We start from the raw sequence: 14,201 nt of genomic DNA, 5'->3' as shown, positions 1-14,201 counted from the left end.
GGAAAAGGGCAAAACTCCCCTCTCCGAAAACCCTATGCTGTTCTGAATGAACGATGGCTCCAACCATGCGGTCGAAACCAAATCCCTCGCATCTTAGCGGGGCAGGAAAACTAATGGCTCAAGCCCTTAGTGTCAAGCACCGCTTCGTCGCGACCGTCAAAAAGCTTGCGCCTCAACGTCGGGAGGCGGCTTCTAATCCTCTGCGCCGAGCGTGTCAAACGGTAAATCGCAACGCCGCAAAACCTCACGTCATCACGGAACCGCACAGTTCAAGCTGTTGACAAAGGCCGGTTTTCGCTTTGAAGGTGCCCAGGGGAGCTTGAATCTGGGGGGTCGCTGGCCGTTGCCACACGCCGTTCCGCGCCTGAAGCGCGCGTTGCCGTTCGTTTGTGTCCTCGCCGCGGCACCCTTTGGCGCGGCCGCGGAGGGTGCATCCTGGGATCGCACCGGTGGGAACACGGTGCTGCCGCAGGCGCAGTACCTCGTGGGCAGGCCGGGCGACACCTTGTCCAAGCTCGTGGCCGGAGCCCGGGTCGGTCGAGACGACAAGGGTTCGCGCGCGCCCTCGGACTGGGTGACCGGTATCCTCGACCGCCAACAAGTGCTGGACCGTGAGCGGTCCAACGCCCCGCGGCGCAGCCGACGAGGTGCGGAACCGCTCGCCCGCCGCGCGGTGGCCACGGTCGCGGTGCCGGGCGTTGACCACGACGCCGAATCGCGGCCCTTGCCGAGCGACCACCGCAAGCATTTGGTGCTGGTCCAGTCCGGGATCGAGGGCTCCTTCCTTCGAGCCCTGCTGTCCGGCGGCGTCCCGGAGCCTTTGGCTCACGACCTCATCCGCGTCCTGAGCCACGAGCTCGACCTCCAACGCGAACTCCGGCCGGGCGACCACTTCGCCGTGCTGTTCGAACGCTACCGGGCGGAGACCGGCGGCTTCCTCCGCGACGGCAAGGTGCTGCACGCCTCGTTCCGCGTGTCAGGCCGCGAGCTTTCCATCTGGCGCTATGAAACGCCCGACGGCCCGGACTGGTTCGACGCCGACGGCCGCAGCCTCCGCCGCGAGTTCCTGCGCACGCCGCTCGACGGCGCCCGCATCACCTCCGGCTTCGGCATGCGGCATCACCCGATTTCAGGCTTCACCCGGATGCACCAGGGCGTGGATTTCGCCGCCCCCGTGGGCACGCCGGTCGTCGCGGCAGGCGACGGGACCGTGGTGGGCGTCGGTCCGCGCAACGGCTACGGCCGCACCGTCGAACTGCGGCATCCAGGCGGGACCGAGACGCTGTACGCGCACCTGTCAAGTTTCGCGCCCGGTTTGGCGCCCGGGCAGCGAGTCCGCCAAGGCCAACTCATCGGCAGAGTAGGCAACACGGGTTTGTCGTCCGGCCCGCACCTGCATTACGAGATTTCGCAGAACGGACGGCCGATGAATCCGGCGACGGTGCGCAGCGCCGGGGGCACCCGCCTCGCCGGGCCGGAGATGGCTGGCTTCCAAGCCACGCAACGGCAGGTGCAAGCCTGGCTCTCGCGCATCGAACCGATGCACGAACTCGCCATGGCCGACTGACGAAGCGCCCAGACGGGGCGCCGGGGAGGGCGGCGCGCTGGCGCTCGCCTCCCCCAGCAATGCCCATGTCAGGCGGCTTCCGCCAAAGGCGGACGCACCTCCAGCCCTTCGGGACCGGCCGTGACACGCAGGACGGAGCCGTCGGAAATCGAACCCTCCAGCAACAGATTCGCCAATCGGTCCTGAAGGTTCCGCTGGATCACCCGCTTCAGCGGCCGGGCGCCGTAGGTCGGGTCGTAGCCGGCCTCAGCCAGCCACTCCCGCGCCTTGTCGTCCAACTCCAGCCGGAGCTTCCGGTCTTCCAGCAGCTTCCGCAGCCTTTCGAGCTGGATGTCCACGATGTGCGCCATGTCCTCGCGCGCCAAGCGCCGGAACAGCACGATCTCGTCCAGCCGGTTGAGGAACTCCGGCCGGAAGCGGTCCCGCACCGCCCGCATCACCGCCGGCCGCGCCGCCTCGATGTCGGCGCTTTCCGGGAGTTCCGCGATGGCTTGGCTGCCGAGGTTGCTGGTCAGCACGATGATGGTGTTGCGGAAGTCGACCGTCCGACCCTGCCCGTCCGTCAACCGCCCGTCGTCCAGCACCTGCAGGAGCACGTTGAAGACGTCCTCATGCGCCTTCTCGACTTCGTCGAACAGCACGACCTGGTAGGGCCGGCGCCGCACCGCTTCCGTCAGCACGCCGCCCTCGTCGTAGCCCACGTAACCCGGGGGCGCGCCGATCAGGCGGGACACGCTGTGCTTCTCCATGAACTCCGACATGTCGATGCGGGTCATCGCCCGGTCGTCGTCGAACAGGAACGCGGCCAGCGACTTCACCAACTCCGTCTTGCCCACGCCGGTCGGGCCGAGGAACAGGAAGGAGCCGATCGGCCGGTTGGGGTCCTGCAAGCCGGCGCGTGCCCGGCGGACGGCCTTGGAAACCGCCTCCAACGCCTCCTCCTGGCCGACCACCCGTTTGCGGAGCTGGTCCTCCATGCGGAGCAGCTTGGCGCGCTCGCCTTCCAGCATCTTCTCGACCGGGATGCCGGTCCAGCGGCTGACCACGGCGGCGATGCCCTCTTCGGTCACCGCTTCGTTCACCAGGCGCGCGTCGCTGTCGCCCGTCCCGGCGAGCTTCTTTTCGAGCTGCGGGATGACGCCGTAGAGCAGCTCCGAAGCCTTGGCGAGATCGCCGCGGCGCTGCGCAAGCTCCACCTCGGTGCGGGCCTTGTCCAGCTCCTCCTTGGTCTTTTGCGCCTCGACGACCTTGCCCTTTTCCGCCTCCCAACGCTGCGTCATCTCGCGCGAGCGCTCTTCGAGGTCGGCCACCTCCTTTTCCAGCCTTTGCAGCCGGTCCTGGGAGGCCGGGTCGTCCTCCTTGCGGAGCGCCTCGCGCTCGATCTTGAGCTGCATCAGCCGCCGGTCGAGCTCGTCCAGCTCCTCCGGCTTGCTGTCCACCTGCATGCGGAGGCGCGACGCGGCCTCGTCCACCAGATCGATCGCCTTGTCGGGCAGGAATCGGTCGGTGATGTAGCGGTTGGAGAGCGTCGCGGCGGCGACCAGGGCGCTGTCCGTGATGCGGACGCCGTGGTGCGTCTCGTACTTGTCCTTGATGCCGCGGAGGATGCTGATGGTGTCCTCCACGCTCGGCTCGCCCACGAACACGGGCTGAAAGCGGCGCGCCAGGGCCGCGTCCTTCTCCACGTGCTTGCGGTACTCGTCGAGGGTGGTGGCGCCGATGCAGTGCAGTTCGCCGCGGGCGAGCGCCGGTTTGAGCAGGTTGGAGGCGTCCATCGCCCCCTCCGCCTTGCCCGCTCCGACGAGCGTGTGCATCTCGTCGATGAAGAGGATGATGTCGCCCTCGGCCTCCGTCACCTCTTTGAGGACGGCCTTCAGGCGCTCCTCGAACTCGCCGCGGTACTTGGCGCCGGCCACCAGCGCGCCAAGGTCAAGCGCCATCACGCGCTTGTCCTTCAGCGCCTCCGGCACGTCGCCCCGGACGATCCGCAGCGCCAGCCCCTCGACGATGGCGGTCTTGCCGACGCCCGGCTCGCCGATCAGCACCGGGTTGTTCTTGGTACGGCGGGCCAGCACCTGGATGGCGCGGCGGATCTCCTCGTCGCGGCCGATCACCGGGTCGAGCTTGCCCTCGCGGGCCGCCGCGGTGATGTCGCGGGCGTACTTCTTGAGCGCGTCGAAGCTCTCCTCGGCGTTCTGGCTGTTGACCGTTCGGCCCTTGCGGAGATCGGCCACCGCCGACTCCAGCCGCTGCGCATCGGCGCCCGCGCCGCGAAGGGCGCGACCGGCTGCCGTTTCCGAAGCCGCGAGGGCGACCAGCAGCCGGTCCTGAGCGACGAATTCGTCGCCGGCGCGGGTGGCCTGCTGCTGCGCGGCGTCCAAAACGCGCACGACGTCCGGCGTGAACTGGGGCTGGCCGGCGCCGGCGCCCGAGACCTTGGGCTGGCGAGCGAGGTCGGCATCGACCGCCTGCTTGGCACGGGCGGGATCGCCTCCGGCGGCGCGGATGAGCCCGTTCGCGGCGCCCTGCTCGTCGTCGAGCAGTGCCTTGAGCAGGTGCTCCGGCGTGATGCGCTGGTGGTACTCGCGTATGGCGATGGTTTGCGCGGCTTGCAGGAACCCGCGCGCGCGATCGGTGAACTTCTCTATGTCCATCTGGAGCCCCTTCGACAAAGGCGACACCGCCGGACGGCCCCGCTCGCGGCGGCCCACCGGCAGGAGCGGCGCTGCGCTCCCACCAACGAGTTGGTCAGCCCGCCCGGCCGATGCAAGCCTCCCCGCGCTCCTTCAAACGGGTGGACGCTGGCGAGGTTGAGGCGGTAAGCGCGTGGTGCGGAGGCGCCGCGCCGGAACGGCTCGCCGGCCCCGCCCCGAGCCGAAGGTGCTGCCCGCCATGCGCGTCGAAGCCGTCTACCGGTACCCGGTGAAAGGCCTGAGTCCCGAAGCCTTGGAGGAGGTGGTGCTCACCCCGGGCGAGTGCATCCCGCAGGACCGCCGCTTCGCCCTTGCGCAAGGCGACGCGCCGTTCGACCCGGCCGCCCCGTCCTGGCTGCCGAAGCGGCATTTCGGCTGCCTCATGGCGAACGCCCGGCTGGCCTTGCTGCGCACCGGCTTCGAGCCGCGCAGCGGCCGTCTTTCCATCCGGGCGCCGGACGGGTCGTCCTTGGTCGCCGACACCCGGACGGAGGACGGGCGGGCGGCGATTGGCGCCTTCCTGGCCGAGTTCCTCGGGCCGGAAGCCCGCGGCACACCGCGTTTCGTGGAAGCGCCGGGCCACAACTTCACGGACGTTGCCAAAAAGTGCGTCTCCATCATCGGGCTATCGAGCCTGCACGCGCTGGAGGCGGCCGTGGACACGCCGCTCGACCCCATCCGCTTCCGCGCCAACATCTACGTCTCGGGCGGCGAACCCTGGGCGGAGTTCGGGCTGCTCGGGCAGGAAATCCAGATCGGCGGGGCGCGGCTGCGCGTCTTCAAGCGCATAGTCCGCTGCGCCGCGACGGAGGTGAACCCGGAAACGGCCGAACGGGACGCGAAGCCGCAACACTGGTTGCGCGAGCGCTTCGGCCATTCCGACCTGGGAGTCTACGCGGAGGTGCTGGAAGGCGGCCAGGTCTCCTTAGGGGACGCCTTGGAGCCGTTGGAGGCCGATCTGCTGCACTGACGTGGGTGTGGCGGCGCCTGGCCGCCACTACGGCCCCTGCTCGACCAACTCGGGCACCCGCTCCGTCGTGCCCGGCAGGGGCTTCAGCGGCGCCTCGTCGAGGGCCGGACGCGCGGGCGGCACAGCGCCGCCGGGCGAGGGCGCGAGCCATCGCGGCAGGGCTTCGGGCGCCGCCTCCGGGTCGAGGAGCACGGTGACGCGGCCGCACCGACGGAGGGCGGCGGCGGGGTTCGCCAAGCCCTCGGGCCGGAACAGCACGGAGGAGGCGGCGTCCCGCTTGGCCGCGCCGGTCATCAACACCACCGTTTCCCTGGCCTCGGCCAACACGTCGAGGCCGAGCGTCACGCCGTGGGTGAACAGCACCCCGTTCGCAACCCGCGTGGACCGCGCCAGGAGCACGCGGCGGGTGGTGTCGGCCAGCGCGTCCCCGGGCTCGTTGAACGCGACGTGGCCGTTGCGCCCGACGCCGTGCAGCGCGCAATCGATGCCGCCCAGGGCGCGCACCGCCCGCTCGTAGGCGTCCAGCGGCCGGCGCAGATCGCCGTCGGAGTCGTGGAAGCGGAGGAACCGGCCGATGCCGAGCGGCTCGACCAGTTCACGCCGCAGTTCAGCGGCGAAGCCGCTGGGGTCGCGGTCGCCCACCCCCTCGTACTCATCCATCTGCACGAGAACCACGCGCGACCAGTCCAGGCTGTGCCGGTGGGCGGCCCGGAGCAGGGCGTAGGTGGACCGCGGCGTGCGTCCGGCGGACGGCGCCAGCACCGCCCTCCCCCGCCGCTCCAGCGCCTCCACGAGCGCCGCCAGGACGCAGGCGGCGGCCGCCTCGGCGATCCGGTCGGCCGGCAGCACGGCCAAGCCGTGCGGAGGCCGCGAGAACCACGGCACGGAGGATGCGGTCTGGTCCATCTAAGCGGCCTCCGCCTTTGAGAAGCCGGGAGCAACGCGCGCCGTGGCCGCTGCCGGCCGGGCCGCGAGCAGGTCGCGGACGATCGCCGCCCCCACCTCGCCGTGCCAGAGAGACAGGCCGTTGGCCTGGCCCTCGAAGCTTTCCTCGCCGTGAGTGCCGCGCAGCGGGAAGCCGGCGGCGAGGCCGATGCCGAACACGCCCTCCACCGGCGCGCCGTCCGCCGCCAGGACGCGGCTCCGCCCGTCCACCAGCGGCGCGGCGGGCGCCGTTTCGGCGTGGAGCCGGATGCGCCGGCCGTCGGAGTCGAACAGCGGCAGGGCGCGCGGCCGGTAGCCGAGGGCCGCTACGACCAGGTCGGCGTCTTCCAGGATGCGCGCCGCTTCCGCGTCGGGTCCGTGGCGGAGCCGGTGCAGGCGCAAGCGCGGTTCCGGGCCGCAGCCGCCGAGGCCCCAGGCGCGGCGCAGCAGGTCGCGCGCGTCGCTGCGGAAGCCGGCGAGCGGGAAGACGCGCCCTGTATGGGCGCAGATGTCCTGCGGCCCGAACTCGGCATAACCTTCGGCCAGCGCCGCAGCCGGGCTCGCGTAGGTGAGCCGCAGCGGCCGGCGGTGCAGGACGGCGACGCCATCCTCCCCGAAGCTCAGTCCCGGCGCGGCATCGAGCAGCAGCCGCGCGCAGGCGATGGCGCTGTGCGAGCCGCCGACGATCGCCACCCTGGGTGAAGCGAGCTTCGCCAAGCGCCCGATCGCCGCCGCGGCGCCGGAGTGGGACAGGAGCGCAGAGGACTGGACCAGCCTGCCAGCGAAGCGCGGCAGCAGGGGTTCGCCGGCCACCCGCTCGCGCAGCAACGTCTCGGGCGGCTGGTGCGCCCCGGTGGCCAGCACCAGCGCAGCGGCGTCCAGTTCGGCCTCATCGCCCCGGGCGACCCTGCGGCAGCGCACGCGCCAACCGCCGGCCGTCGTCTTGCGGGCCGAAAGTGCCTCGAAGCCGTTCAGGAACGGGTCGCGCCCGGAGGCGGCGAGGGCGCCGCGCAGTTCCTCGCACGCGCCGTTCAAGAAGGCGGAGGCAACGGACAAATCCACGGGGCCGCCGCGCCGTTGCGACACCTCCCGCCCGGCCGGCGTGGAAAGGGCGACGGACAGCGGCGGCTCCGCCTGCGCCTCGACCGCACGAAGGAAGCTTTCGGCGTGGCTGTCGGAGCGGATGGCGTAACCGCCCAGCTCCCCGGTACCGACGGCATCGCCGCACTCGATGATCCTGACCGGCAGGGCGAGCAGCGCATCCAACAGCCCTGCGCCGCGTGCGGCGACGAGCAACCCCGCCCCGGCCGGGCCACCGCCGACCACAACCGCGCCGAGCGGCGATGAGTCCGTTTTCGCCAGATCGCGCAAGCACCCCTCCGACCAGCTTACCCGGCCGGAAAGGTGCTATCACGGTTCATGCTAACGCCTGTGTTAAGCCGATCGCATGCACTTCACATTGTATGCAGCGTTGCACGAAGGCCGCTTCGCCGGCCCCCGGGCACCTGCATGCCTCAGCCGCCGGCGCGCGGCTCCGGCGCCACGTAGATCTGGCCGCCATTGGCCCGGAAGGTGTCCGACATTTCATCCATGCCCTTCCGCGCCGCGTCGCGCACCTCCTGGCTGATCTTCATGGAGCAGAACTTCGGCCCGCACATGGAGCAGAAGTGCGCCAGCTTGGCGCCTTCGGCCGGCAGGGTCTGGTCGTGGAACTTCTCCGCCGTCTCGGGGTCGAGCGATAGGTTGAACTGGTCCCGCCAACGGAACTCGAAGCGGGCGCGGGACAGCGCGTCGTCCCGCTCCTGCGCCGCCGGGTGGCCCTTCGCCAGATCGGCCGCGTGCGCCGCGATCTTGTAGGTGATCACGCCGGTCTTCACGTCGTCCCGGTCCGGCAGCCCCAAGTGCTCCTTCGGCGTCACGTAGCAGAGCATGGCGCAGCCGAACCAGCCGATCATGGCGGCGCCGATGCCCGAGGTGATGTGGTCGTAACCGGGCGCGATGTCGGTGGTGAGCGGCCCGAGGGTGTAGAACGGCGCCTCGCCGCACTCTTCGAGCTGCTTCTCCATGTTGACCTTGATCTTGTGCATCGGCACGTGGCCGGGGCCTTCGATCATGGTCTGCACGTCGTGCTTCCAGGCGACCTTCGTCAGTTCGCCGAGCGTTTCCAGCTCCGCGAATTGCGCCGCGTCGTTGGCGTCGGCGATGGAGCCCGGGCGCAGGCCGTCGCCGAGCGAGAAGGCCACGTCGTAGGCCTTCATGATCTCGCAGATCTCCTCGAAACGCTCGTAGAGGAAGCTCTCGCGGTGGTGCGCCAGGCACCACTTCGCCATGATGGAGCCGCCGCGGGAGACGATGCCGGTGACGCGCTCCGCCGTCAGCGGCACATGCGCGAGCCGGACTCCGGCGTGGATGGTGAAGTAATCCACCCCCTGCTCCGCCTGCTCAATCAGCGTGTCGCGGAACACCTCCCAGGAGAGGTCCTCGGCCTTGCCGTTGACCTTCTCCAGCGCTTGGTAGATCGGCACCGTGCCGATCGGCACCGGCGAGTTGCGGATGATCCATTCCCGCGTGGTGTGGATGTTGCGGCCGGTGGAGAGGTCCATCACCGTGTCCGCGCCCCAGCGGATGGCCCAGACCAGCTTGTCCACCTCCTCCGCCACGCCGGAGGTGACGGCCGAGTTGCCGATGTTGGCGTTGATCTTGACCAGGAAGTTGCGGCCGATCGCCATCGGCTCGCTTTCCGGGTGGTTGACGTTGTTCGGGATGATGGCCCGGCCGCGGGCCACCTCGTCGCGCACGAACTCGGGCGTGACGTGATCGGGGATGGCGGCGCCGAAGCTCTCGCCGTCCCGCTTCGCCGCCTCGCGGAGCCGCGCCCGCCCCAGGTTCTCCCGGATGGCCACGTACTCCATCTCCGGCGTGACGACGCCGGCGCGGGCGTAGGCGAGCTGCGTCACCGTCCGGCCCGGCTTGCCGCGCAAAGGCAGCCGGTCGGCGCGGTCGAACAGCGGCACCTTGCGCGCCTCGCCCGGCTTGAGCCCGTCGTCCTCCGGCCGGGTTTCGCGCCCGGCGTGGCGCTCCACGTCGCCGCGAGCCTCGATCCACTCGCGGCGCAGTTCGGGCAGTCCTTGGCGGATGTCGACGCGCTGCCCGGGATCGGTGTAGGGGCCGGAGGTGTCGTAGACGCGCACCGGCGGCTCGCCGCCCGACACCGCGATCTCCCGCATGGCGACGCGCAACGTCGGGTGGAGCGTGCCCGGCGCGTGGACCTTGCGGGACGCCGGCAAGGGTCCGGTCGTGACGTCGGGCAGGTCGCCGGGCTTGAAAGCAACAGGAATCGTGTCGGGCACCTTGGATCTCCCCTCGAATGGAGATCCGGGCCGACGCCGGACGGTTGAGCGCCGCGCGGAGCGACGCCCGAGTGTTCCTGTCCCTACGCCGGCACGACCCGGATCAGGTTCAAAGGGTCACGGCGCGGATAGCCGCATCTCAGCCCCTGCTGGGGCGCCCCTTGGAACGTCCGGGATGCTGCGTCCGACGTGGTGGCGTGTCAACGCGCGACCACCGCCCCCATGCGGCGGAGGCCGGGTTCGTCAGGCCGGTTCGCGGTTGTCCGCGGACGGCCCTTCGCTGTCCGCCGCGTCCTGCTCGGGCGCATGGCCGTTGGCTTGGTGGCCGTTGCCCTGGGGAGCATGGCCCTGCTGGGCGCCGTTGCCCTGGCTCTGGGACTCGGGCTGGTCGTCGGTTCCGTCAGGCCCCTCTGCGCCCGCAGGCTCGGACGGGGTCTGGAAACGCCGCTGCTGCTGTTGGTGGTGGCCGCCGCCCTGCGCTTGGCTCATGGCGTTCAGGATGCGGAAATAGTGCTCGGCGTGTTGAAAGTAGCCTTCCGCCGTCACTCGGTCGCCCGAGCCGGTCGCGTCGCGGCCGAGCTGGAGGTACTTCTCGAAGAGTTGCTGCGCCGTGCCGCGCAACCGCATGTCCGGCCCGTTGGAGTCGAACACGTGGCTACGGTTCATGGGCTGGTGGCCGCTCTGGCGGTAGCCGCCGCCTCCACCACCGCCCCCTCCGCCGCCGCCGCCACCATGCCGGTGGTTGCGGCCGCGCATGCGTTTCATGTTGTTCATGAGTGCTATGTCTATTGTCTCGCAGCCATGGCCGCCCCGGCACGCGGGGTATTCCGGACGTGCCCTATCAATGCGACCGATCTGTAACGTGCCACGCGGAGCCGTGCCGCGCACGGGCGCCACCGCATCACGGGAACGCTCGCAAGCAACGCCGGCCGAAGCCGGCCACTGAGCGAACCCTTGGCTGGAACTTAATAGCGCGGAGGCCGCCCGCCAAATGGTTTTTTTGTTGACGCGTCCAGAGGCGGCCGGCGGCTCAAATCCCGGCGGGCGCCGCGAGGACCAGCGCCCTGTCCACGCCGCCGAGGTCCGCCCGGCAGCACAGCGTCCGAAGGCCGCTGCCGGCCGCGATGGCCTCGACGGGCCCGCGCTGCCCCTGCCCCAACTCGACCACCGCCCGGCCGCCCGGCGCGAGCAGCCGCCGGATTTCCGGCAAGAGCGCCCGGTAAGCGCCCAGACCGTCGGCGCCGCCGTCCAGCGCCGAGCGAGGTTCGTGCAGCGCGACCTCGGGCGCCAGTCCCGGGATCGCGCCCGCCTCCACGTAAGGCGGGTTGGACAGGATGAGATCGAAAGGGCAGTCGCCCAGCGCCGCGCCCCAGGATCCCGCCAGAAAGACCGTCCGGCCACCCATTCCGAGCGCGGCTGCGTTGCGCCGCGCCAGCAGCGCCGCCTCGGGCACCGCGTCCACGCCGACGCCCTTGGCCTCCGGGAACTCGGACAAGGCGGCGAGCAACAGGCAACCCGTGCCGGTGCCGAGGTCCAGCACCCGCCGCGGCGCGCCCCGTTCCGGAAAAGCCGCCAACGCCGCCTCGATCAGCGTTTCCGTGTCCGGCCGCGGCACGAGGGTGGCGGGGGACACGGCGAAGGGCAACGACCAGAATTCCGCCGCGCCGAGCAGGCGCGCCATCGGCTCGCGGCCGAGCCGGCGCTCGAGCAACCCGGCGAAGCGCAGCGCCGCCGCGGGCGGGACCGGCGTCCGCGGGTCGCGCAGCAAGTCTTCGGTGCGGCACCCCATCGCGTGCGCCAGCATCAGCCGCGCTTCGAGCCTCGGCATCTCGATGGCGGCGGCGCGGAGGCGTTGGCCGGCGCGGCACAGGAAGGCGCCCACCGTGCCCTCCGGGTCGGCACAGGCGACGGCGGCGCTCACCTCCGCGGCCCCGCCTCGCCCCAGAAGGCCCGGTCGTCCGCGATGTCCTCCGGGTGGAAGGTCACCGATGCGATCCGGCCGCCCGCGACGCCGAACACCGCCAACTCGCGCCCGCGGATGGTGCGCCCGTCGCGCTCGGCCGACCAGGCGATCAGGGCGGCGCAATGGGTTCGGGTTTCGACGGTTTCCGCCACGGCCAAGCGGAAGGTGCCGCCGGCGGCCGCCTGCGCGCGGCGGATCATGTCGAGAACCGCCCCGGCGCCCGTCAAACGGCCCATGTGGGCACCGACGTCCGGCTCGACCCAGTTCACGTCCGGCGCGAGTAGGGGGCGCAAGGCTTCCGGATCACCCCCCTCCGCGCTGACGGCGTAGAAGCGGCGGACGAGGGCGCCGGGGCCGTCCCGCTCCGGCTGGACGGCGGGTGTCATTCGCCCTCGGCCGCCGCCAGCAGCGCCGCCTGCTCCTCGGCAGACAAGGCGTCGACCAGTTCGTCCAAGTCGCCCAGCATCACCCGGTCGATCTTGTGGAGGGTCAGGCCGATGCGGTGGTCGGTGACGCGGCCCTGGGGAAAGTTGTAGGTGCGGATGCGCTCGCTGCGGTCGCCGGTGCCGACCTGGCTCTTGCGGTCAGCGGCGCGGGTCGCGTCCACGCGGCTCCGCTCCGCCTCGAACAGCCGGGCGCGCAGCACCTTCATCGCCTTGGCGCGGTTCTTGTGCTGCGACTTCTCCTCCTGCATCGCCACCGCCACGCCGGTCGGCAGGTGGGTGATGCGGACGGCGCTGTCCGTCTTGTTCACGTGCTGCCCGCCGGCGCCGGAGGCCCGGTAGGTATCTATCCGAAGGTCGCCCTCGTTGATCTGCACGTCCACCTCCTCCGCCTGCGGCAGCACCGCGACGGTGACGGTGGAGGTGTGGATGCGGCCCTGCGTCTCGGTGGCCGGGACGCGCTGGACGCGGTGGACGCCGCTCTCGAACTTCAGCCGGGCGAAGACGCCCTTACCCTCGATCTCGGCGGTGGCGCCGCGCACGCCGCCGAGGTCGCTCTCGTCGTACTCCAGCACCTCGAAGCGCCAGCGCTTGCCTTCGGCGTAGCGCTGGTAGGCGCGGAACAGCTCGGCCGCGAACAGCGCCGCCTCGTCGCCGCCCGCGGCCGGGCGGACCTCCAGGATGGCGCTGCGCTCGTCCGCCGCGTCGCGCGGCAGCAGCATGAGGCGCAGCTCGCGCTCCAGGACCGGCACCAGGTCGCGCTGCTCGAAATACTCCGATTCGGCCAGCTCCCGCAGTTCCGGGTCGGCCAGCATGGCTTCCGCCTCGTCCCGCGCCCGCTCGGCGGCGCGGAGCACCTGCACCTTCTCGGCCACCGGCTCCAGTTCCGCCAGCTCCTTGGAGAGCGCCCCGAATTGGCCGCCGTCGGCGGTGGAGAGCAGGTGCTTGATCTCCTCGACGCGGGTGAGCACCCGGTCGAGCTTGTCGGCGATGCTCACGGCGCGAGCCGCCCCGGCACTTCGGCGAGCGGCACCGTTTCTTGCGTGCCGGCGTCGAGGTCGCGGAGCTGCGCCACGCCTTCCGCCAGCTCCGCGTCGCCGATGATGACTGCGGCCAGCGCCCCGGAGCGGTTGGCGCGCTCCATCCGCCGCTTGAGGTTGCCCTTGTAAGCCATCTCCGCCACCACACCGGCGCGGCGCAGCGCCTGCGCCACGTCGAGCGCCGGCCCTTCCGCCGCCTCGCCGACCGGGATCACCGCCACCGGCCGGGGCACCGCGGGGGTGAGCCCCCCCGCTTCCAGCAGCAGCGCCAGCCGCTCCACCCCGGCGGCCCAGCCGACAGAAGGGGTGGGCGGCCCGCCCATCTCCTCCACCAGCCCGTCATAGCGCCCGCCCGCCATGACGGTGCCCTGCGCGCCGAGCCGGTCGGTGACGAACTCGAACGCGGTGTGGCTGTAGTAATCGAGGCCACGCACGATGCGCGGGTTCCGCCGCGCCGGGACGCCGAAGCGATCCAGGTGGCGCGTCACCGCTTCGAAGAAGGCCGCCGCCGCCGGGGTCAGGTGTTCGAAGATGGTCGGCGCTTCGGTCAACAGGGCGCGGTCGCCTGCGTCCTTGCTGTCGAGGATGCGGAGCGGGTTCTTCTCCAGCCGGACCTGGCTGTCCGCGGAGAGCCGGTCCTTGTGGCCGGCGAAGTAGGCCACCAACGCCGCCCGGTAGGCCGCCGCGCTTTCCGCGTCGCCGAGCGTGTTCACCTCCAGCACCGTGCCTTCGGCGATGCCCAGTTCCTGCTGGATGTGCCAGCCGCAGGCTATGCACTCCGCGTCGGCCAGCGGCTCGGCGGCGCCCAACACCTCTATCCCGATCTGGTGGAACTGCCGGTAGCGCCCCTTCTGCGGCCGCTCGTAGCGGAACATCGGCCCGGCGTAGAACACCTTGCGCGGCAGCCCGGCCTGCGCGAGCCCGTTGCTCACCAGCGCCCGGCACACCCCAGCCGTGTTCTCCGGCCGCAGCGTGATGCTGTCGCCGCCGCGGTCGGTGAAGGTGTACATCTCCTTGGACACGACGTCCGAGGTGTCGCCCAGGCCGCGGGAAAAGACGCGCGTGTCCTCGAACACGGGCGTGGCCCACTCCTCGAAGCCGTAAAGGGCGGCGATCCGGCGCGCCGTGTCCACCACGCGCTGGTGGCGGCGCTGCTCCTCGCCGATGAGGTCGCGCGTGCCGCGGACGGGTTGCAGGGCTGTAGGGGGCATGGCGAAGGGGCGTTAGCCCGCGGAAGCGGCGCGCGGCAAG

General features: G+C 71.2%; 11 protein-coding genes and 1 riboswitch. Of the genes, 2 read left to right on the top strand and 9 right to left on the bottom strand.

Going from position 1 to position 14,201, the window contains the following annotated elements; genetic code table 11:
- Window positions 1-211 precede the first annotated feature (211 nt).
- Complete coding sequence (locus ABD067_RS22325) at window positions 212-1,567, top strand: M23 family metallopeptidase (RefSeq protein WP_343897615.1); 1,356 nt, start codon at window positions 212-214, stop codon at window positions 1,565-1,567.
- A 68-nt stretch (window positions 1,568-1,635) separates the two neighbouring features.
- Here ABD067_RS22325 and clpB read toward each other — a convergent pair whose 3' ends face one another.
- The gene (gene clpB / locus ABD067_RS22320; protein WP_343897614.1) at window positions 1,636-4,221 is read right to left on the bottom strand and encodes an ATP-dependent chaperone ClpB; all 2,586 of its coding nucleotides are present in this window, start codon (window positions 4,219-4,221) and stop codon (window positions 1,636-1,638) included.
- A 238-nt stretch (window positions 4,222-4,459) separates the two neighbouring features.
- On the opposite strand from clpB, the gene ABD067_RS22315 reads away from it, so the two are divergent.
- Complete coding sequence (locus ABD067_RS22315; RefSeq protein ID WP_343897613.1) at window positions 4,460-5,230, top strand: MOSC domain-containing protein; 771 nt, start codon at window positions 4,460-4,462, stop codon at window positions 5,228-5,230.
- A gap of 27 nt (window positions 5,231-5,257) precedes the next feature.
- Here the strand turns inward: ABD067_RS22315 and ABD067_RS22310 are convergent, their stop codons facing one another.
- The 8 genes from ABD067_RS22310 to hisS form a co-directional block, all read right to left on the bottom strand.
- Window positions 5,258-6,136 (bottom strand): 6-phosphogluconolactonase, encoded by an 879-nt coding sequence (locus tag ABD067_RS22310; RefSeq protein WP_343897612.1) that lies wholly within the window; start codon window positions 6,134-6,136, stop codon window positions 5,258-5,260.
- Window positions 6,137-7,525, bottom strand: a complete 1,389-nt coding sequence (locus tag ABD067_RS22305) for a hypothetical protein (protein ID WP_343897611.1) — start codon at window positions 7,523-7,525, stop codon at window positions 6,137-6,139. It abuts the gene before it with no gap.
- Window positions 7,526-7,668: 143 nt separating this feature from the next.
- Window positions 7,669-9,492, bottom strand: coding sequence for a phosphomethylpyrimidine synthase ThiC (gene thiC / locus ABD067_RS22300; protein ID WP_456305261.1), 1,824 nt, complete (start codon window positions 9,490-9,492; stop codon window positions 7,669-7,671).
- Between the two features lie 74 nt (window positions 9,493-9,566).
- A riboswitch (TPP riboswitch) is annotated at window positions 9,567-9,676 on the bottom strand.
- 71 nt (window positions 9,677-9,747) lie between these two features.
- Complete coding sequence (locus ABD067_RS22295) at window positions 9,748-10,278, bottom strand: DUF4167 domain-containing protein (RefSeq protein ID WP_343897609.1); 531 nt, start codon at window positions 10,276-10,278, stop codon at window positions 9,748-9,750.
- Window positions 10,279-10,534: 256 nt separating this feature from the next.
- Window positions 10,535-11,425: a peptide chain release factor N(5)-glutamine methyltransferase gene (gene prmC, locus ABD067_RS22290; protein ID WP_343897608.1), complete on the bottom strand. Its 891-nt coding sequence runs from the start codon at window positions 11,423-11,425 to the stop codon at window positions 10,535-10,537.
- Window positions 11,422-11,853, bottom strand: coding sequence for a nuclear transport factor 2 family protein (locus ABD067_RS22285; protein WP_343897607.1), 432 nt, complete (start codon window positions 11,851-11,853; stop codon window positions 11,422-11,424). Before ABD067_RS22285 ends, prmC begins: the two co-directional genes overlap by 4 nt.
- Window positions 11,850-12,908 carry a peptide chain release factor 1 gene (prfA, locus tag ABD067_RS22280; RefSeq protein WP_343897606.1) on the bottom strand — a complete coding sequence of 353 codons (1,059 nt, stop codon included), beginning with the start codon at window positions 12,906-12,908 and terminating at the stop codon, window positions 11,850-11,852. The genes ABD067_RS22285 and prfA overlap by 4 nt, the downstream gene beginning before the upstream one ends.
- Window positions 12,905-14,161 (bottom strand): histidine--tRNA ligase, encoded by a 1,257-nt coding sequence (gene hisS / locus ABD067_RS22275; RefSeq protein WP_343897605.1) that lies wholly within the window; start codon window positions 14,159-14,161, stop codon window positions 12,905-12,907. Before hisS ends, prfA begins: the two co-directional genes overlap by 4 nt.
- Between the last annotated feature and the right edge of the window lie 40 nt (window positions 14,162-14,201).

Origin of the sequence: Craurococcus roseus, from assembly GCF_039523795.1 — a bacterium.
GTDB classification, from domain to species: domain Bacteria; phylum Pseudomonadota; class Alphaproteobacteria; order Acetobacterales; family Acetobacteraceae; genus Craurococcus; species Craurococcus roseus.
This window is presented reverse-complemented; position numbering and strand designations above follow the sequence as displayed.